The organism is Nocardia lijiangensis NBRC 108240 (genome assembly GCF_001613045.1).
Lineage (GTDB): Bacteria > Actinomycetota > Actinomycetes > Mycobacteriales > Mycobacteriaceae > Nocardia > Nocardia lijiangensis.
The window spans coordinates 62,759-82,253 of sequence record NZ_BDBP01000005.1 but is presented as its reverse complement, the minus strand read 5'-3'; the positions used below and the strand labels follow the sequence as shown (position 1 = coordinate 82,253).

The window sequence follows — 19,495 nt, the reverse complement described above, 5'->3', positions numbered from 1 at the left end:
GCAGGGCAACCAGCGGATTTCGCTCTGAGGTCACTGTTTTCGTCCGGCCGCTGGTTCTGGTGGCAGACGAAGCGTCTCCCCCGCCGCAAGGTGTGCGATCTGGCCGCGGCAGTCGATCTCGATCGGTGGTGACGGGCCGGGATCGGAGCCGACTTCGATGCTGTCGCCGCTGATGTGCACCGTCAGGCGGTGTCCGCGATACACGATCGGGAACGACAGTGCACCGAGCGAGGCGGGCCAGTGTGGGCAGAAGATCAGCCGGTCGCTGCGGATTTCCAGTCCGGCGAAGCAGCGCTGCAGCAGATCGATGCTGCCGGCCATTGCCCCGAGATGAATCCCTTCCGCGGTGGTGCCGCCCTGAATGTCGGCGACATCGGATTCCAGGACGAGCTCGAAGAACTCCACCGCGCGGTCGCGGTTGGCGCGGGCAAGCACCCACGCATGCACCAGCGCGCTGAGCGTCGAGCCGTGGGAGGTGCGCGACAGGTAGTAGTCGATGGTCCGGGGGATCATCTCTCCGGGTAGCTCGTAGCCGAGATGGGCCAGCAGTTCTCGCAATTCGTCGGCGGAGAGCAGGTAGAACAGCATCAGCACGTCGGCTTGTTTGCCCGCGCGGTAGCGGTTGATGTTGTCGCCTTCGGCCTCCAGTATCCGGTCCAGCCGCTGGATGTTGCCGTAGCGCTGCCGGTAATGGTCCCAATCCAGTTCGGCCAGCTGCTCGTAGCCTTCGAACTGGCTGATGACGCCATCGTGAAACGGCACGACCATGCGGCGGGCGACGTCGTGCCAGCGCGGCGGCTCCCAGGCCTGCACGGACAGTGTTTGCAGCAGTTCGGCGCGCGTGCGTGGGGCAAGCGCATCCAGTGCGTCGATCGCCCGCAGGATCACCCAGGCCGCCATGACATTGGTGTAGGCGTTGTTGTCGATGCCCGCCTCGGGTGCGTGCGGGTATCCGGAATGGAATTCGTCGGGGCCGATCACGCCGCGGATCGTGTAGCGCTCGCGCGCGGCGTCGTAGGTCGCCAGGCTCGCCCAGAAGCGGGCGATCTCCACCAGGAGTTCGGCGCCGCAGTCGGTGAGGAACTCGAGGTCCGCGGTGGCTTGGTAGTACTGCCAGACGTTGTAGGCGATCGCGATTCCGCTATGGTGCGCGCGCTGGCTCGGGTCCGGATTCCAATGTCCCGACAGCGGGTTCAGGTGCATCCGCTGGCTTTCTTCGCGCCCGTCGCTGCCCGACTGCCAGGGAAACAACGCTCCACTGAGTCCAGCTTCGGCGGCTGCCTGTCGCGCCGCCGGCAGGCGTCGGTATCGGTAGCCCAGCAGCGCTTTGGTTATGGCCGGGAACCGCAGATTCAGCACCGGGAAGACGAACAGCTCGTCCCAGAACACATGTCCGCGATAGGCCTCACCGTGCAGACCGCGAGCGGGGACGCCCACATCGAGCTCGGTGGTGTTGGGCGAGAGGGTTTGGACCAAGTGCAGCAGATGCAACCTCAGGACCCGAGCCGCGTGCTCGCGGTCGTCGAGGTCGAAACGCAACCGACGCCACAGCTGTTTCCACGCATCGGCGTGGCCCGCGCGCAGTTGCGCGAACCCGCCAGCGGTGGCGAGCCAGCGTGTGGCGGCGTCCTCGGGTGAGGAGATCGCGCGGTCACGTCCGGTGAAGACCGTGACGATCTTTTCCAGCACGACAGAAGCACCGGCGTCGATTTCGACGGTCAGATCGTGCCCTACGAGGCCCTCTCGGTCCACGAGTTCTCGTGCCACACAAATTGTTTCGCGCAGCGAAGTGCGCGCCGCCATCGCCACCGACACATCGGACTGATTGGTGCGGACCACCAGCAGTACCGAGTCCGGCGACAACGGTTGTGTCCGCACCGCCGTGAGATGCTCGTCGGACAGATCGCGATAACGCTCGACCAGACGATTGCGGACGCTGCCATCGATGGCTGATCGGATGATCAGACGCCCCGACCAGTTCTCGGCGGCGATCGTTGTCTCCAGCGCGCCCACATGCGGACGATGCATGGCGACGAACCGCCTTTGGGTCACCGACGTGATGCGCCCAGCGTTGTCACGGACCCGGAACCGGCGGATCAGTTCGGCGCGTCGCAGATCGAGTTGCTGGCGGTAGAACAGGATGTCGGTGGAATCGATGTCGAACCAGTCGCTGTCTTCGATTCGGAAGGTCACCGGCAGCCAGTTCGGCAGGTTCACCGAACTCTCGTTGTCGATTGTGCGCCCGTCGATCTCGTCGTGCAGCCGGTTGTAGACGCCGGCGATGTACGTGCCGGGGTAGTGGTGTTCTCCGGCCCGGGATTCCGGCGCTGCCCCGCGGACCGCGAAATAGCCGTTGCCGAGGGTGCACAGCGCCTCACGCCACTTCTCGCGCCGGGGGTCGTACCCGTCGAAGGTGAACAACCAGGCATCGGATGCCGCGGAATCCGCGGCGGCGCTCAACTGGCCGGCCAGACGGTCGAGGAAGACACCGACCGCCGCCGGGTCGGTTACGGCGAATCGCGCGGCGGTGTGTCGATCGCCGTTCTCGCCGTGGCCCACCACGATGCCGAGTCCATCGGATTCGACGGCGTCGAAAGCGTCTTCGTCGGTCAGGTCGTCGCCGAGGTAGATCGGCAGCACCGCTAGGGTGAGCCGCTCCAGGATCCATCGCAGCGCAGAACCCTTGTCCCAGTCCACATCCGGACGCAACTCGGTGACTCTGCGCCCGGTGCTCACCCGCAAACCGGCCTCCTGCGCGATCTCGTGCACCGCCGCCACGACAGGCCCGACATCGTCGGGGTCGGCATTCCGATGGTGGACAGCGACAGCGAATCGCTTGTGCTCCACCATAATTCCCGGGACCGACCGCACCCGTTCACGCAGTCGCGCCGCAGCCCGCTCGAGCGCCTGCTCGGTACCCGGTGCGGCGGCATCGTGCACGTGCCGGGTGCCGTCAGGAGCCAGTAGCTCGAAGCCGTGGCTTCCGGCGTACCAGATCCCCTCCACACCAACCCGATCACGTACATCCTCCAGGTCACGCCCGCTGATCACGGCGACCGGGCACACCGCGGCGAGCTTCGCCAGCGCATCGTCGGCCCCCTCGGCCACGGCCGCGGCCGCCGGGTCGGCGACGATGTCGGACAGCGTCCCGTCGAAATCCAGGAGCACCGCGGGTGTTTCGGTGTCGAGCACATCGACCAGACGCGTCCAGGACCGCAGCACATCCGGCAGCTGTGACATCCGCCGAAACCCGCTGCGCAACGCCACCCGCGCCGCATCGTCGATGACGACATCGGCACCGCCGGCACGCAGGCGCTCGGCATGCCCACCCCGATCGATGCCGATCACCAGCGCGAACCCGCCCCGATGTCCGGCCGCCACCCCTGCCTCGGCATCCTCAACCACGACCGTCCGATCCGGCGTGGCCCCTAGCCGGTGCGCCGCCTCAACGAGCATCGCCGGATCCGGTTTCCCCGCCAGCCCGAGCTCCTCGGCGACGAGACCGTCGACCCGGACCTCGAACAAATCCCCGATCCCAGCGGCCGTCAGCACCTGAAGGCAATTGCGGCTGGCCGAGAAGATCGCGACGCCGATCCCCGCCGCACGCAGCCTCCCGACCAGCGCGACCGTGGATTCGAAGACTCGAACCCCGTCGCGGGCGAGCCGGTCCTGGAAGAAGCGATCCTTGCGGTTGGCCAAGCCGCACACCGTCTCCGCCTCCCCGGAATCGATCGCCTCACCCCAGGGCAACGAAATACCCCGTGAGGCAAGGAAATCAGCGACACCGTCGTAGCGAGGCTTGCCGTCGACATAGCGCAGGTAGTCGCTGTCGGTGAACGGAGAAGGCTCCGCGTTCTCAGCGGCCGCACGTCGCGCCAGAAAGGAGTTGAACAGGTGCGCCCACGCCGCCGCATGGATGGATGCGCTGTCGGTGACCACTCCATCCATATCGAAGATCACCGCGTCGTATCGGCGGGAATCAATCAATACCGCGGTGTCGCTGTCGGCCACCTCCCCAGGGTGGACCGAGCCCACCACCAGCGGCAAGAGCTGAAAGTCGTCGGAAAACCCGCACCCCAATACGGCCGAGCGGCGGCGGATCGAGGACCAACGACTCCTGCCTCAGCAACCTCGCAAAACTACGGTTGACGACATGACCACTGCTCCCACCGGCGAAACCATCGAAAAAGCCGTGTTCCTGGCCGGGCGGGCGCCGTCGCTGCACAATAGCCAGCCGTGGCGCTGGACGTTCGACGGCAGCGCGCTGCGGTTGTTTGCCGTACCCGATCGCCTGCTCTCGGCGACCGACACCTCCGGGCGCCAACTCCTGCTCAGCTGCGGTATCGCCCTCGATCACCTGCGCGTGGCGATGGCCGCCGCGGGCTGGCGAATTTCCGTCGCCCGATTCCCCAATCCCAACAATCTCGATCATCTGGCCACGATCACCTTCCAGCCCGCCCAGATCGTGACCGACGGCGATCGAGACCGCGCCGAGGCAATCCTGCGCCGCCACACCGACCGGCTACCCTTCGCCGCACCCGCGGGCTGGAGCGACTTCGAACCCGTGCTCCGGGCCACGTTCGATCCCACCGACGCGGTGCTGGATGTGTTGTGGGACGACAGCCGTCCCGCTTTGGCCCACGCCTCGGAAATGACGGCGTCGCTGCGTCGCTACGACTCCGGCTACCATGCCGAACTGCACTGGTGGACCGGGCACACCGTCGCGGACGCAGGCGTCCCGCGAGAAGCCCTGATCACCCAGGAGGAACAGACTCGCGTCGATGTCGGCCGCAAGCTTCCGACCTCTACCGGGCCTGCCCGCCGACCCGAACTCAGCGCCGACCACTCCGCGATCCTGGTCCTGTCCACCGACGGCGACACCCAGCAAGAGGTGCTGCGCTGCGGAGAAGTCCTGTCCACAGTTCTGCTCGAATGCACCCTCGCCGGCTACGCCACCTGCCCTCTCACTCACGTGACCGAGTTGGCCCGCAGCCGCGCGGTCGTGCGGGAACTCACCGACCGGAGCCAGTGGCCGCAGGTACTCATCCGAGTCGGCAGCGCCCCGCAACCCGAGGACGAGCGCCCGGCGACACCCCGGCTACCGCTGTCCGAGATTCTCCAGTTCGACGGCCCCGCAACCACCAGCGGCCAAAACTAGAGGCTGCGCACACCCAGTTCAGCGGGTACTCGCATGACAGCGCCGAAGTGGGCGGCGTCGACGGCGAACCTGGCTCGCGTGCCGTTGCGGATCAGATCGTGCACCCCGTCCACCGCGTCCAGATCCGTAGCTGTTCGGTGGTTTCGACGGTGATGGTGATGCGGGTCGAATGCCGGGGCTCACCCGATCGCACGGCGCCTCCACCTCGGGCCCGACTTCCGCAGCGTCAGTGGAGTCAGATCGAAGTGCATCGCCATCCTCCCGGTGCGCATCTCGCGGGCGAACACGATCCTGCCGGTACCCAAACCCCACCGGTTCAGATCGATACGGAAGGCCAGGGGATCGTCGGGGTCGTCGGGATATAGCCGTAGCCCGTGCAGCAGGGCGGGAATCGGGGTCAGTACCCGCAGCACCGGCAAGCCACCGCGGATCCGCACTTCGACTCCGGCTCCGATCATCGACCGCGCGCGAACGTCGGTCAGCGATCCCGGCAGCGCGTAGTAGCCGCAGATCTCCGACCAGGTCTGCGCCTGGTGGGCAACATCGTGGCGGATCGCCGGTTCCGCGACGCCGAGCAGTCCGTGCAGCAGCGAAGAGGTCTCGGCAGGCAGCCACAGCATCCCCTGGTGGCCGCCGGTGACCAACATCATCAGCCCCAGGCCGTCGTCCGGCGCCAGCCAAATCTGGGAGTTGAACCCGGGCAGGATGCCCTGATGCTCGACCACGCGGTGGCCCGCTGCGGACCCGCGGAAGAACCCCAAGCCCATACCCGGAATACGGGGATCGGGCTGGTACTGCGGGGCGAACATCGCTGCCAGAGTGTCAGGTTCGAGGACCATCCCGAACTCGTTGCGGCCGCCGTCGAGCAGCGCGGTCAGATACCGGCCCATGTCACGCGGGGTGGAGTAGATCGACGCCGCGCCGACGGTGATCATCTCGCGGTGGGTGACCGCTTCGGGGCCGTGTGCTCGCAGGGTGTACCCGGTGGCCCGGTCCAGCGACGCCGAGCTGGGTGGGGTGAGGGTCGTGGCGGTCATGCCCAGCGGCACGAAGATGTGCTCGCGCAGGTAGTCGGCCAATGTTGTGCCGGAGACGTCGGCGACGATCTGCCCCAGGGTGGCGAAGCCGTGGTTGGTATAAGTCCACCGAGTGCCCGGTTCGGCGCCGACCCGAAGCCCGCGCCGGTAGTACTCGCTCAGCGACGGAACCGGTGTTCCCGGTGCGACGCTTTCGCCGAAATTGGGTCCGAGCACCCGCAGTGGATGGGCCGTCTCCCCGATGCCGGAGGTGTGGGTCAGCAGGTGGCGAATCGTCACCGGACCGAACCGCGGGTCGGTGGGTGCCAGGCGGTAGGCACGCAGATAGTCACTTGCCGGACCGTCGAGATCGATCAGGCCCCGTTCCCACAACTGCATCACCGCGATCGCCGTGAACGTCTTCGTGATCGAGGCGATCCGAAAGACCGTGTCCTCGGTGACCGGTCGGTGCGCGGCGATATCGGCCCAGCCGTGCCCGGCGAATTCCATCCGCCCAGCACGCACCACACCGACCGCGGCACCGACCACCGCATGGCGGTTCAACATCGCGGCGATCCGGACCGCCAACTCGGTGTCTTCGGCTACGTCCACGGCTCCTCCGTTCGCTTCTCGCCCGTCCAGCAACCGCAGCTATCAGCGTGCGGTGCAAACAACCACGGCCGCAGGAGGACATCGGCTCGAAGTCCGAGGCCCAACGTCACACCCGCGTTCCGCGAGACGGCCATTCGACTGTGGCGGCGATCAGCCTCGATGTGGTCGTCAGGCAGCGCCTGTCGACCACAGCGGCACCGAAACACGGTGTTAGGCCAGCTCTCTCGACTACAACCCCTCATCAGGTACGCGGCAGCCCCGACCGATTGGCTGCAGGGCTCTGACCCGCAACCTCTGAGTGCCTCGATGAGCGTGATGCGGACGTTGCTGGGCACGCCTACCCTGAGTCGCGGTCGAGCAACCTCGCCTTCTGAACTTTGCCCGCAGGCGTCATGGGCAAGTTTGCCGTGATGATGATCTCCTTTGGGACTTTGTAATCGGCGATCTTGCCCGCGCAGTAGTCCTTGAGGTCGGATTCGGTTACTCGTGCGTCCGATGTAAGGGTTACGTAGTAGCGGCCGATCTCGCCGAGGACGGAATCCGGTACGCCGATACCTGCCGCCAAGACGACGTCTGGGTGTTCGGCAAGGACGTTCTCGATCTCGATCGGGTAGATATTGAACCCGCCTTGAATGAACATCTCCTTGGCTCGGCCGCGAAGGGTGATGAATCCATCGGCATCCCGCCATGCCATATCGCCGGTGTGCAGCCAGCCCGCGTTGTCGATGACAGCGGCGGTCGCGGTGGGCATGTTGTGGTAGCCGGCCATGATCGAATCGGCTTGCAGTAGCAATTCCCCGGTCTGTCCGACGGGCACGGCCACGTTGTCGATGTCGACGATCTTGGCCTCGACTCCAGGTAGTGGCTGCCCGATGGCGCGTGCGGTCGCATCGGCATCACTGTCCCACGGGGTCATGATGGCCGCGCCGGACACTTCGCTGAGGCCATAGAGATTCATCACAGTGGCGTTCGGGAATGCGGTGGTAAGGCGTTCCAACAAGGCGGGATCGGCATTGGCGCCACCGGTAACCACGAGTCGAACCGATGACGTATCGACACCGCGTAATCCGGGATGATTCAGCAACAAGGTGTGCATGGTGGGCACACCGGACCAGATAGTGATCTCGATGCTGCTCAACAGATTCACCGCGGAGCCGGCGGTGAACGTCGGCAGCAGGATCACGCGGGCTCGTGCGACCAGTGCGGCGAGCGCACCGCAGGTGATCCCGCTGACATGGTTGAGTGGAACAGCGACCGGCACAACATCACTGGTTGTGAGCCGCATATGGCGGGCTTGTGCGATAGCCGCCGCGAGCTGACTGCGGTGAGTGAGTGTCGCGCCTTTCGGTTGCCCGGTCGTCCCCGAGGTGTAGATGATCATGACAGGGTCGTGCTCGGTGACCAGGGCCTTCGCTTTGCTGAGAAGATCATTGTCCGCCGGAAGGCGCTCCAACTCGTCGAGAGTGCCGATACCGCTTCCACCGATGCTCACCACCACCTCGAGGTCGGGAAGGCGACTTCGCAGGCTTTCCAGGAGTGCCAGGAAGTCGACGTTCTCGCTGGAGGGTACGGTGACCACCAGTCGCGCCTTGGAATCGCCGAGAATATGGGCGAATTCGTTCTCGCGGTATCGCACGCTGAGTCCCACCACGACGGCGCCGATCTTGGCCGCCGCGAAGTAGACCGCAAGCCAGTCGGGTGAGGTGGGTACGTTGATCGCGATGCGGTCGCCATGCCGGACGCCGCGATGCAGCAGCCCTGCGGCGATCCGGTCCGAACGTTCGTCCATCGCCGCGAAACAGATGTCGTCGCTGTCGATGGTCCAGCCGACGCGGTCCCCTTCGTCTTGCGCCGCGCTCTGCAGGAAGTCGTGAATGCGAATCACAGGAGTCCCCCTCGGGACGCAGTCGGTGCAAGGTGTTCGGTCAGAAAGTCGATCTGATCGGCAATGGCTCGCTCAACGATCGGCGGATGGTAGATCGTGAAATGGTCGGCGTCGTAGTGCTTCACGATGGCGCGAGGCGCATCGGCCCCGACCTTCTCCACAATTGCGGGAGCGATGAGATTCTCGAGGTCGCAGGCGCATATCAGCAGCGGGCACCGTACGCGTGACGCCTGTGCCGCAGCGTTGTAGAACAGCATTCCCAGCCCCGAGGCTGCGGTGATGCGGTTGTCGAATTCGTACCCGGGTGGGCAGACCGACTTCCAGCCCTCGAGCGCGCCGGGCTGGTTGACGAAGGCCGGCTCACCCGGGCGACCGACGAATTGCACGTATCGGCGGGGCAAGCCCAGCGTCGCGCGCACCAGATCGGAGATGATCGGCCCGGTGAACCGCAGCAAGTGCCGAACCCCGGCCCGGGCGACAATCGCGCGTCCGCTCAGCACCGGACACTGGACGATCGCTGCACTGATCTCAGGGTGGCGAGCCGCCGCCGCTACTACGTGGCTGGCTCCGAACGAGGTCCCCCACAACGCCACGCGTCCGGAGTCGAGTTCTGGATGTGAGCGGACGAATGCCAGCGCGGCGTCGACATCGGCGGCGTAGCGGCGTTTGCTCACCAACTGGCGCGGTTGGCCGCCTGATTCTCCGAGGTAGCGGAAGTCGAAGGCCAGCACCGCCAAGCCCGCCTCCGAGAACCATTTTTCGTACTGGCCGAGCATCATCTCGTGGGTCGCGCCGCCACCGTGCACCAGCACCACCACGGGATGCGGCGCAGGACCGGTCGGCAGCGTCAGCCATGCGGCGCACACGTCATCACCGGACGGGAAGTTCGTGCGAATAGTCATGACACCTCTCTTTAGGTACGTTGTACGTGAACAAGGGTCAGTCAAACACGTACGTTGTACTTAAACAAGGGGAGGTTCATGCCCGCGTCGAAAAAGTTCACCACTGAGCAACTTCAGGCCGCCGCGTTGGCCTTGGTCGACGGGCATGGCCCGGCCGGGCTGACGATGCGTAACCTCGCGGCCGCGCTCGGCACCGGGCCGATGACGATTTACAACTACGTCAACGGGAAAGAGGGACTCGAGCAGCTGATCACTGGAGCTGTCGCGGCCGAAGCGCAGTGGACGGTCGAACCATCCGGCGACTGGACCGACGAGATCCTCGCAGTGGCCGAGGGCATGTGGCGCGCTATCCGCTCCCACCCACATGCCATTCCCCTGATTCTCACCCGCCGCACCCTCGACCTACCCACCCTCGTGATCGCCGAGGCGCTGCTGCAGGCTCTTGCTCGCAGCGGCAGATCCGGTGCTGACCTGCTGATCGCTTTCCGTGCGGTATCCGGATTCATTACCGGGTTCGCACAAGCCGAACTCGCCGGACCACTTTCTCTGGCTCGCGACCCGGACCCCACGGCCATCACTGAGCGGGTCGCAGCTTTGTCGCCCGACCGCTTCGCCAAGTTGGTCGAGATCGCCCGCGCCGCAACTGATAGCGACCCCGAAGAAGAATTCCGCTCTGGTCTGCGCATCATCCTGAAAGGGCTGAAAGAGTGATTCCTGATCACAATCGCGGCCGAAGACCACACGCTGACACCGATGATCATCGACCAGGTGACCATGGCTTCGTGGTGTTCGGGTAGGCGTTCGTAGTCGCGAACGCATCGGCGGCGTTGGGTGATCCAGGCGAGGGTGCGTTCGACGACCCAACGTCGCGGCAGGACAACGAATCCGGGCCTTTGTCGCTGCGCCGGACGATATCGAGGTTGATGCCGAGTTGTTGGCGGGCCCATCCGACGAGTTTGCCGGAGTAGACGCCGTCGGCCCAGACCAGCGCCAGGGTGGTGAACAGTTCACGCAGTTGGCGCAGGGCGGTGCGGGCTCCGTCGCGGTCTTGGACGCTGGCGGCGGTGACGTGGCAGATCAGCAGCAGCCCGAGGGTGTCGACGATGATGTGGCGTTTACGCCCGTTCATCTTCTTCCCGCCGTCCCATCCGCGGGTGTCGGTACCGACGGTTTCGGCGGCGCGCACGGTTTGAGAATCGATGATCGCCGCGGTCGGGTCCGGATCGCGAGAGGTGTTGACGCGCAATCTATCTCGCAGATCATTGTGCACGGCGAGAACGTCTCCGCTGTGCCACCAGCGGTGGAACAAGCCGTAGACGGTGCGCCAGGGCGGAAAATCGCACGGCAAATTACGCCATTTGCAGCCGTTGTCGGCCAGATTAAAGATCGCGTCGATGATCTGGCGGCGGCAGTATTCCTCGGGCCGGCCCCCGCCGCCGTCGAGCCACACCGGCCACGGCAACACCGCCGCCAGTTGCTCCCATTGGGCATCGGTGGTGTCGGAGGTATATCGGCGAACCCGAGCCGCACGGGTGCGGCCGTGCCCGAACCGGCACGCCACACACACGCACCCGTTTTCGGCGATATCGGCGCCAGCGAAAAGCGTTGCAGGGTAGAACGGCATAGGCGGGACCTCGTGGGCGCAGGAGTTGTGGTGACCCTTGGCTACCACCTGATCCCGCCCCCACTGCGCTGCCACACCGCACGACGGAGCGGCCGTCAATCACCGGTGACACCACCATCATTCGGCGATCGTGAACACCCCCCGACGGCGCCTGCTGCGCCCACCCCCGCGCGACCAGGCGTTTCAGTTTCGACCGCAACGCTTCCACCTTCGATCGATCCGTCGCCGCGATCCCCAACTCCGCGCCGACCTGCCCGGCCCGCAAAACCGTCACCTGCCTCAGCCAGCACCGCCAGAATGTCGCAGTAGTCACCCGGCAACACCGCCGACCGCGTCCATACCCGGGCCCCGCTGCGGCACCAGCACCAACCCGAACGGCCTACCCGAACCCGAAACAGGCTGCCCCGCAACGGTATTTGCACCCACATCAGCCCCGTCCAGCTCGCCGGGACCGACGGGTCCGTCCTCGGCGAGCAACTCGGCCATCGTCTCCCGAGTGATCGCCAGCCTCGACAACGCCAGCTCACGGGCGGCCAGCTGATCGGTCAACTCATCGATCTGCCCACGCAACCGCGCCACATCTTCGGCCAGCCAGACCTCACGCCGAGCCAACTCCTCACGCCAGGACACATCAATCGCCTCCATCGCCCCCGGCCCCGGCGATAAACCGCCAGCAACCACCCCGACAGTGCCTCAAGCATTTTCGCAGTTCAAACCGCCAGCGCCGCTATTCGATCAGTTTGTTCACAGGCACTGAGCATGGCGCGACGAACCGACCACGACCCCGCAGGACCCGACAGGCGATCTCTAGCTCTGATCGGTGGTGACGTCCGGTGTCGTGGGGTGAGGAGTACGGGTGCCGTTCACCGAAGGCAGCGGTACCGACCATCGGATGACGGTGCCTCCGCTGGGGTCGGCACCGGCGTGAAAGCTGCCGCCGGTTTCGTGAGTGCGGGCGGCCATGTTGGCCAGTCCGCTGCGGCGGGTGAGGTGCTCGGGCAGGCCGATGCCGTTGTCGGTGACTTCGAGGACGACGTCGTCGCCGATGGTCAGTTTGACCGAGACCGCGGTGGCTTGGGCGTGGCGCACCACATTGCTCAATGCCTCGCGCAGCACCGCTTCGAGATCGTCGAACATGGCAGGGCTGAGCACCGAGACCGGTCCGGCCAGGCGGATGGAGGTGCGCAGGTCGGTGTCGGCGGTCATTTCCGCGACCACGGCGTGCAGGCGCTTGCGCAGCACCGGAGCTTCGGCGGCGGTGCTGGAGTGCAGATCGAAGATCGAGTGCCGGATGTCTTGGACGATGGTTTGCACGTCGTTGATGGTGTCGATGAGCCGGGACTTGATCTCTGGGGCTCGGGTGCGCTGCGCGGTCCCCTGCAGCGACAGTCCGACCGCGAACAACCGCTGGATGACATGGTCGTGCAGGTCGCGGGCGATGCGGTCGCGTTCGGAGACCACGTCGAGTTCGCGCATGCGGCGCTGGGTGTTCGCCAACTGCAACGCCAGCGCCGCTTGATTGGCGAAACCTGTCATCATCATTTGCCCCGCGGCATCCACCGCGGGCATCTCGGCCGAGCGCATCGTGACCAGCACACCGATGACCGACTGCCCCGCCCGCAGCGGCGAAGTCAGCGCTGGGCCGTACTTGCCCGGTAAATCCAGCTCCTGTGCAGTGCTCGGTTCGTCAGCGGGGACGTGCTGCTCGTCGCGGAACGCCGCGCCGGTTCCGGAACCGTGGACGGGGATCCGCTGTCCGATGATCTGTCGGGCGTCGAGGCCGGCCGCCGAGACCACAACCAGTTCGCTGACTTCCTCCGAAGGCATATCAGGGTCCTCGGGCAAGGCGAGATAAGCACACGCCGACCCGGTCACAGTCAACGCGCGCGCGGTGATCAGTTCGAGTGCTTCGTCGGGGTCCCCGCCGGCCAGCACGACTGTCGCCACATCCTGCGTGGCTTGCAACCACTGCTGGCGGATCCGGGATTCTTCGTACAGGCGAGCGTTGGCGATGGCGATACCAGCGGCCGCAGCCAATGCCTGCACGACGACCTCGTCGTCTTCGGTGAATTCCTGACCGCCGGACTTCTCCGTCAAATACAGATTGCCGAAGATCTCGTCACGCACCTGCACAGGCACACCGAGGAACGTCTTCATCGGCGGGTGGTTGGGAGGGAAACCGACCGACGACGGATGCGCGGACATGTCCGCCAGCCGGATCGGTTTGGGTTGCTCGAACAAAAGCCCCAGCACACCATGCCCACGAGGCAGATCACCGATCATCACCCGAGTGCGGTCATCGATGCCCTCGTACACGAACTCGGCCAGCTGCTTGGAACTCTTGTCGGCTTCCCGTACACCGAGCGCACCGTAGCGGGCATCGACCAACTCGATCGCGGTGTGAACGATCGTCCGCAGCGTGTTGTCCAGATCCAGACCAGCGGTGACCACCAACATCGCCTCGATGAGCCGATCCATCTGATCACGCACACCAACGATCTCCGCGATGCGATCTTGAACCTCGGCCAGCAGCTCCCGCAAACGAGACTGAGCCAGCGTTCCGAGCACCGGAGGCCTGGCATCTGGGCCGAAGTCGGGCGATGGACCTTGCATACCCAGCATTCTGGCATCCCCGCACTACCCCGGCAGCGCGATACCCGCCCGTACAAGAGCGCCGCCGGTCGCCGAGGCTCTCGCGTTAGGGCCCAGCCGCTGTTCGCTCGCGGCTCCACGGTGCGCGCATGCACGGCTTGCGTGCTGCGGCAGACGCAACAGCTTTCGTGCCGGGCGGGTGTCAAGTGTGTGTCGATGAACCGAGCACATCATCCCGCGCCCGTGACCGCTCTGACCACTGGTCCAGCAGAGGCGATTCGCGAATACTCACTGCACCGACTTGGTGGCCCACAGAATGACGTTCGTGCCGAAGAACTTCTTACTCCACCCGATGTCTTGGAAACCGAGCCCACGGAGGATTTCGGCGACGCGCTCCGGTGTGACGAAGGCGAGCGTGCTGGATTCGAGGTAGGTGTAGGACGACCGGTCGCGAGCAACGATCTGGCCGAGCAGCGGAACGACGAGGCGCATTCCCCACTCCACGACCGGCTTCACCGGCCCGCTCGGAGGACACGTTTCGAGGACGACGATCCGGCCGCCGGGCTTGAGAACCCGGTGTTGTTCGCGGAGTACGCCCTGCAGGTCTTCGACGTTCTGAGCAGATAGCCTTGGGTGATCCCGTCGAAAGACTCGTCGTCGAACGGCAGGCGGGCCGCGTCCGCATGTTGCCATCGAACCGACTGTGCACCGGGCTTGGTCCGGGCGCGCGTCAGCATCTCCTCCGAGAAGTCGACGCCCGTCACGGTGACGGAGGGGTACCGCCGTGCGGCTTCCAAGGCGATCACACCGGTCCCGGTGGCGATATCCAAAAGCTGTCCACCCGCGGGCGGTGCGGCGCGTGCAGCCACTTCGCGGCACCATCGTCCGTGACTTCCGAGCGTCATGAGGAAGTTCATCCGGTCGTAGTATCCGGCGACCTTCTCGAAGATCCCGTGTACTTCGGCGCCTTTGCTCTTATCGATGGTCACTCGGTCTCCACTGGTGATCTTTCGGACCCGGTCCCCGACCTGTCGGCGTAGCTGAAACATGGCGCTACGCAAGCGAAGTCGTCGGAGCCGACGCCTGGCGCATACAGCGTATCGAGGCAGGCACTCGGCTGTGAACGCGGGTGCTGCGCGCCGCGGCCGCGCCTGCTCTGAGGTATCAGCGCTGTTCGGCATCGCGGCCTGAGCGGTCAGCATTCGCGCTACGGAAACTGGTGGATGACCGTCGAACCCGGCATATGCCGAGACCACCCCGGTTCGCCGGAACGGACGAACGCGCCCCAGCGGTTCCGGGTCGGCACACCGCGCGCACGGACCTGGGCAGGCGTGAGGGGGCGAAGCATCGCGGCGTCATGCCAGGCGGAGGCGTCGCCGAACAACAGCGGCAGTTCGAGGCAATGGCAGGCACCGAACGGGTTGTCCGGGTGCACCGTGTTCACCCGGTAGCGGTAGACGTCGGCACCGTGTGCGGCGAGCAGGTCGGCGAAGTCGGTGGCGCCGTCTTCGAACGCCTTGCGCCCGACCAGCTTCTGCACACTCGAGACGAGGCGCGGACCGACTCCGGGCACCGATCGGATACGGGAGAACACCGGGTGCGGCCCGCCGTAGAACGCGCCCATCTCATCGGCAGTCGCTCCGATCACCACCTGTAGCTCGTTGGCACGGTCGACGACTGCGTCACGCCAATGCGGTTGTGCCGGTAGCGGATCGACGCCCGCGATCGGCAGAAAGGCAGGTGCCGAGTTGAGTCCACCGGGCCCTGCGAGCTTCTTCACCGCCCCCGCCTGTGCCGCCAGCACATCGGCCACCGACGCGTCGCGTGGGTCAGCGCCGAGCGCGGCGAGAAATGTCCGCGCCGCCCGCTGCGCCTTCGCCGGGCTCTGGAAGCCGACCCCGAATGGCGAACTCTGCACGATGGCGCGGCCGAAAAGACCGCGCGTGGATTCGATACCGAGCATCGCAACGACCGAATGCGCGCCCGCCGATTGACCGGCCACAGTGACCCGGGTGGGATCACCGCCGAATGCGCCGATGTGATCGCGCACCCATTCCAGAGCCGCGATCTGGTCGAGGAGTCCGAGATTGCCCGGCGAGACGCCCGGCAGCCGTAGATAGCCGAGTACGCCGAGCCGGTAGTTGATCGATACGACCACGATGCCGGTCTCGCGGACCAGCTGTGCCGCGTCGTACAGATTCCACGCGCCGCTACCAGCCAGATACGCGCCGCCGTGGATCCACACCATCACGGGCCGCCCACCGGGTTCGGCCGCAGCGGGCGCGGTGACGGTCAGCTCCAGACAGTCTTCTGATTGCGGCAGCCGCACGGGCGCACCCATCACCGGTTCGAGGCGACCCGGCAGCTGCGGCGCTGCGACCGGCTGCCGGTGCGAGTCCGGGCCCGCGTACGGCACCCGCTCGGGTATGCCGAACCGCCGCGCCCGGGCGAACGGGATACCTCGGGACACCACGACGCCGTTGCCGTTCATGCCGCTCCTCCTACCGTGCCAATATCGCAAGTTGACTTGCGTTATCGCCACGCTAAGCCCCTTGCCCGGCCAACGCAAGAAGACTTGCGATAATTGGTCGCATGGTCGAAGAGGTGAACCACGCCCCGCAACTACGCGGTGCCCGGCTGCGGCGAGCCGTGCTGTGCGCGACACTCGCCCGCATCGACGCCGTCGGCATCGACGGCGTGCGCGTCATCGATGTCGCCGCCGCTGCGGGAGTGCACGAGACCTCCATCTACCGCCGCTGGAAAACCTTGCCCCGGCTGGTGCTGGACGCACTGCTCTCCCGTATGGAGTCCCAGATTCCGATCCCGGACACCGGCTCCGTCCGCACGGACCTGCTGGAATTCATGGCCGTGCTCATCGGCTTCGCGCGCACCCCGGCCGGGGCGGCACTGATCCGCTCCACGGTCACTGATTCCGACGCCGAGGCGGTTCGGCGCGAGTTCTGGGCGGTGCGGCTGACCGCCTCGCAGCAGATCGTCGAGCGCGGAATCGAGCGCGGCGAGATCGCCGCGACGGTCGACCCACGGCTCACCATGCTGACGCTGGGCGGACTGGTGCACATATACACGACCCAGCTCAACGGCGACATCCCCGACGACCTGGCCGAAACCTCCGTCGACCTGCTCATGGCCGGCCTCACTCCGCGCTGACCGACTGCCGGCGAGCACCCGCCGGGCACTCCGGAAACTCGCTCGCCCACCGACCATGAACTGGCTTGTCGCCGACTGGTGTGGGTCGGGGGAGCCAGCCGACAGGCCAGCAGGAACGCTTCGACCTAGCCGCGGCTCGTGGGCAGGGTGTTGTTCTCGGGGTCGATGAACCGGTACGCGGTCGAGCGCGGGAGTCCGGAGAAGGCGGAGATCCGACCGGGGGTGAACCCCGACAGTTCATGCACCCAGAAACCACGGGGAGCGCCATGCGGCAGGTTGGCGTTCGGGCTCGCCGACGCTGGGGCGACTGCTTGGGTGTGCGACATGTTCGGTGTCCGAAAGTCCTGGCAGGTGATTGCTTTGTCTTCTGTCGCGCCCAACCCAGTAGCAGGAGTATCAGTAGCTATGGTCCCCCTGGTCGTGATCACCCTGGATGAAGCCGCCGATCCTCCACCGGCCGCTTCGGCGGCGGGTCGACGGTTGTGGTGGCGCTGGTTCACCCTGGTCACCGCCGGTGAACTGCTGGGATTCGCCATGCCCGCCGTGGCCGGTGTCGCGGCCGCACAAACCACCACACTGCTCACAGCCGCTGCCCTACTCGTTGCAGGAGCTGCCGAAGGAGCAGTACTGGGCTGGTTCCAGGGACATGTGCTCGAGTCCGTAATACCTGGATTGGCGCGGCGAGACTGGATTCTGGCGACCGTGCTGGGCGCGGTGGTGCGTGGTCGCTGGGTATGGTCCCGATGGTCACCAACGGCTTGGCCGGGTGGCCACCGCTGCTGGTCGTGCCCGCGATCGGCGCCGGAGCAGCAGTGATGGTGACGGCGATCGGCGCGGCCCAGTGGCTGGTATTGCGCCGCCACCTCGCCGACGCCGGAGGCTGGATCGAGGCGACCGCCGTGGCATGGCTCGCCGGACTCACGGTCCTGACCGCTGTGACCACACCGTTGTGGCAGCCCGGTCAGCATGCTGCCCTCACCGTCGCCATCGGTGTGCTCGGCGGATTGGGCATGGCCGCGACCATGGCCGCGGTCACCGGAACCTTCCTGGTGTGGTTGCTGCGTGCCCAACCACACCAACCCGAGAATCGAATTCGAGATGGGATGAGCGGATGAGCGAGCTCGGTCCGTTGGATTCGGGATTCATGGAACTCGAAGACAGCGATCAACACGTCAACGCCGGTATCGGCGCGGTGGCCATCCTCGACGGAAACCCCGGCACGCGTGCGGAATTCACCGCCCGCATGGCCCAGCGGATCAGCGTGGAGGCGCGACTGCACCAGAAACTGCGGCGCGCACTCTGGGATCTGAGCGCACCGCAGTGGGTCGATGACCCGCACTTCGATCTCGGGCATCATCTGCGCTGGGCAGCGCTGCCGCAACCGTGCGACGAGCCGGCACTGTGGGAGATGGTGGCCACCGTGATGGAGCAGCGCCTCGACCGCGACCACCCACTGTGGCACTGCACCGTGGTCGAGCATCTGGCCGGTGAGCGGTGGGCGCTGATCGTCACCGCCCACCACAGCATGCTCGACGGCGTCTCCGGCATTTCCCTGTTCCAACGCTTCTGCGACCCGACCTCCGACACCGCGGCGACCCGCCACGAACCGGACAGCGGCGGTGCCAGTGGCTGGGATTGGCGGGCGATGCTCGCCGACGGGCTGCGACTGCCGGTTCAGGCACCGGCCGCGCTGCTGCGCACAGTGCGCGCCGCAGCACCGCTGGCGTGGAACGCGATCGTCCCCGAGAGCAGGTCCTCACTGACCGGGCCGATCGGGCGCCAACGCCGCTACACCGTCGCACGGGTATCGCTGGCACAGGTCAAACAGATCGGCGCCGCGTTCGACGTGACCGTCAACGACGTCGCACTCGCCGCAGTGACCGCCGCATTCCGGGCGATGCTGCTCGCCCGCAACGAAGAACCCGACACCGAGACGGTACGGATCCTGGCGCCGGTATCGGTACGCACGACCGACGCCAACCGGGTGCTCGACAACCGGGTCTCGGCGATGCTGCCGCAGCTGCCGACCGAACTCGACGACCCCGTGGACCAACTACGTACCGTGCACGCACGCCTGAACAAGCACAAGGCCAGCGGCGAAGCGGGCGCGGCGAATTCGATCCTGTCGCTGGCCAAATGGGTACCCTTCGCACCCCTGGCGTGGGCGGTGCGCACCGCATTGCGGTTCCCCCAGCACAGCATCGCCGGACTGGCCACCAACATCCCCGGCCCTACCCGCACCCTGCGGCTGCAGGGCCACAAGGTCCTCGAAATCCTGCCCTACGCCCCGATCGCGATGCGGCTACGCACCTCCATCGCGATCCTGAGCTACCGCGACCACCTCGGCTTCGGCATCACCGGCGACTACGACACCACCCCCGACCTCGACCTGCTCGCCGACACCATCACCACCACCATCGACCGGCTCCTGGATCGCTGTCCCCAAAACTAGGCATCCGATAGCCGACGGGCCGCCAGATGCGCGGCAACCACTCCTCCGATCGGACCATGTCGGGCTCAGCGGGCAAGCTGAATCAC

13 protein-coding genes and 1 pseudogene are annotated in these 19,495 nt (G+C 66.1%); 5 read left to right on the top strand and 9 right to left on the bottom strand.

Annotated features, from left to right (window positions below; all coding sequences use genetic code 11):
• Positions 1 to 30 precede the first annotated feature (30 nt).
• The gene (gene otsB, locus NL1_RS02475; protein WP_281180763.1) at positions 31 to 4,011 is read right to left on the bottom strand and encodes a trehalose-phosphatase; all 3,981 of its coding nucleotides are present in this window, start codon (positions 4,009 to 4,011) and stop codon (positions 31 to 33) included.
• 142 nt (positions 4,012 to 4,153) lie between these two features.
• Between otsB and NL1_RS02470 the strand changes: the two genes are divergently transcribed.
• Positions 4,154 to 5,158: an Acg family FMN-binding oxidoreductase gene (locus tag NL1_RS02470; protein WP_067833755.1), complete on the top strand. Its 1,005-nt coding sequence runs from the start codon at positions 4,154 to 4,156 to the stop codon at positions 5,156 to 5,158.
• A gap of 179 nt (positions 5,159 to 5,337) precedes the next feature.
• Here NL1_RS02470 and NL1_RS02465 read toward each other — a convergent pair whose 3' ends face one another.
• The 3 genes from NL1_RS02465 to NL1_RS02455 form a co-directional block, all read right to left on the bottom strand.
• The gene (locus tag NL1_RS02465) at positions 5,338 to 6,786 is read right to left on the bottom strand and encodes a serine hydrolase domain-containing protein (protein WP_245673056.1); all 1,449 of its coding nucleotides are present in this window, start codon (positions 6,784 to 6,786) and stop codon (positions 5,338 to 5,340) included.
• Between the two features lie 337 nt (positions 6,787 to 7,123).
• Positions 7,124 to 8,671: a class I adenylate-forming enzyme family protein gene (locus NL1_RS02460; RefSeq protein ID WP_067833752.1), complete on the bottom strand. Its 1,548-nt coding sequence runs from the start codon at positions 8,669 to 8,671 to the stop codon at positions 7,124 to 7,126.
• Positions 8,668 to 9,573, bottom strand: coding sequence for an alpha/beta hydrolase (locus NL1_RS02455; protein ID WP_067833749.1), 906 nt, complete (start codon positions 9,571 to 9,573; stop codon positions 8,668 to 8,670). The genes NL1_RS02460 and NL1_RS02455 overlap by 4 nt, the downstream gene beginning before the upstream one ends.
• A 78-nt stretch (positions 9,574 to 9,651) precedes the next feature.
• Between NL1_RS02455 and NL1_RS02450 the strand changes: the two genes are divergently transcribed.
• The gene (locus NL1_RS02450; RefSeq protein WP_067833965.1) at positions 9,652 to 10,284 is read left to right on the top strand and encodes a TetR/AcrR family transcriptional regulator C-terminal domain-containing protein; all 633 of its coding nucleotides are present in this window, start codon (positions 9,652 to 9,654) and stop codon (positions 10,282 to 10,284) included.
• A 46-nt stretch (positions 10,285 to 10,330) separates the two neighbouring features.
• Here NL1_RS02450 and NL1_RS02445 read toward each other — a convergent pair whose 3' ends face one another.
• From NL1_RS02445 to NL1_RS02425, 5 genes and pseudogenes are all read right to left on the bottom strand, one after another.
• Positions 10,331 to 11,197 (bottom strand): IS5 family transposase, encoded by an 867-nt coding sequence (locus tag NL1_RS02445; RefSeq protein ID WP_245673055.1) that lies wholly within the window; start codon positions 11,195 to 11,197, stop codon positions 10,331 to 10,333.
• 309 nt (positions 11,198 to 11,506) lie between these two features.
• Positions 11,507 to 11,827: a hypothetical protein gene (locus NL1_RS02440; RefSeq protein ID WP_156094612.1), complete on the bottom strand. Its 321-nt coding sequence runs from the start codon at positions 11,825 to 11,827 to the stop codon at positions 11,507 to 11,509.
• 177 nt (positions 11,828 to 12,004) lie between these two features.
• On the bottom strand, positions 12,005 to 13,810 hold the full coding sequence (locus tag NL1_RS02435; RefSeq protein WP_067833963.1) for a sensor histidine kinase: 1,806 nt from the start codon (positions 13,808 to 13,810) through the stop codon (positions 12,005 to 12,007).
• Between the two features lie 267 nt (positions 13,811 to 14,077).
• A pseudogene (locus NL1_RS40105) lies at positions 14,078 to 14,706 on the bottom strand (ubiquinone/menaquinone biosynthesis methyltransferase).
• 290 nt (positions 14,707 to 14,996) lie between these two features.
• Positions 14,997 to 16,331, bottom strand: a complete 1,335-nt coding sequence (locus tag NL1_RS02425) for a carboxylesterase family protein (protein WP_245673054.1) — start codon at positions 16,329 to 16,331, stop codon at positions 14,997 to 14,999.
• A gap of 50 nt (positions 16,332 to 16,381) precedes the next feature.
• Between NL1_RS02425 and NL1_RS02420 the strand changes: the two genes are divergently transcribed.
• From NL1_RS02420 to NL1_RS02405, 3 genes are all read left to right on the top strand, one after another.
• Positions 16,382 to 16,957: a TetR-like C-terminal domain-containing protein gene (locus NL1_RS02420; RefSeq protein ID WP_067833737.1), complete on the top strand. Its 576-nt coding sequence runs from the start codon at positions 16,382 to 16,384 to the stop codon at positions 16,955 to 16,957.
• 743 nt (positions 16,958 to 17,700) lie between these two features.
• Positions 17,701 to 18,072, top strand: a complete 372-nt coding sequence (locus NL1_RS02410; protein ID WP_162272675.1) for a hypothetical protein — start codon at positions 17,701 to 17,703, stop codon at positions 18,070 to 18,072.
• A complete protein-coding gene (locus tag NL1_RS02405) occupies positions 18,069 to 19,409 on the top strand; it encodes a wax ester/triacylglycerol synthase family O-acyltransferase (protein WP_067833731.1) in 1,341 nt (446 codons plus the stop codon). Before NL1_RS02410 ends, NL1_RS02405 begins: the two co-directional genes overlap by 4 nt.
• Positions 19,410 to 19,495: the final 86 nt, after the last annotated feature.

Excerpts from the sequence above, each read along its gene's own strand:
- NL1_RS02455 (WP_067833749.1), bottom strand. The coding sequence starts at position 9,573 with ATGACTATTCGCACGAACTTCCCGTCCGGTGATGACGTGTGCGCCGCA.
- NL1_RS02445 (WP_245673055.1), bottom strand. The coding sequence starts at position 11,197 with ATGCCGTTCTACCCTGCAACGCTTTTCGCTGGCGCCGATATCGCCGAA.
- NL1_RS02450 (WP_067833965.1), top strand. The coding sequence starts at position 9,652 with ATGCCCGCGTCGAAAAAGTTCACCACTGAGCAACTTCAGGCCGCCGCG.
- NL1_RS02470 (WP_067833755.1), top strand. The coding sequence starts at position 4,154 with ATGACCACTGCTCCCACCGGCGAAACCATCGAAAAAGCCGTGTTCCTG.
- NL1_RS02435 (WP_067833963.1), bottom strand. The coding sequence starts at position 13,810 with ATGCAAGGTCCATCGCCCGACTTCGGCCCAGATGCCAGGCCTCCGGTG.
- NL1_RS02405 (WP_067833731.1), top strand. The coding sequence starts at position 18,069 with ATGAGCGAGCTCGGTCCGTTGGATTCGGGATTCATGGAACTCGAAGAC.
- NL1_RS02420 (WP_067833737.1), top strand. The coding sequence starts at position 16,382 with ATGGTCGAAGAGGTGAACCACGCCCCGCAACTACGCGGTGCCCGGCTG.
- NL1_RS02410 (WP_162272675.1), top strand. The coding sequence starts at position 17,701 with ATGGTCACCAACGGCTTGGCCGGGTGGCCACCGCTGCTGGTCGTGCCC.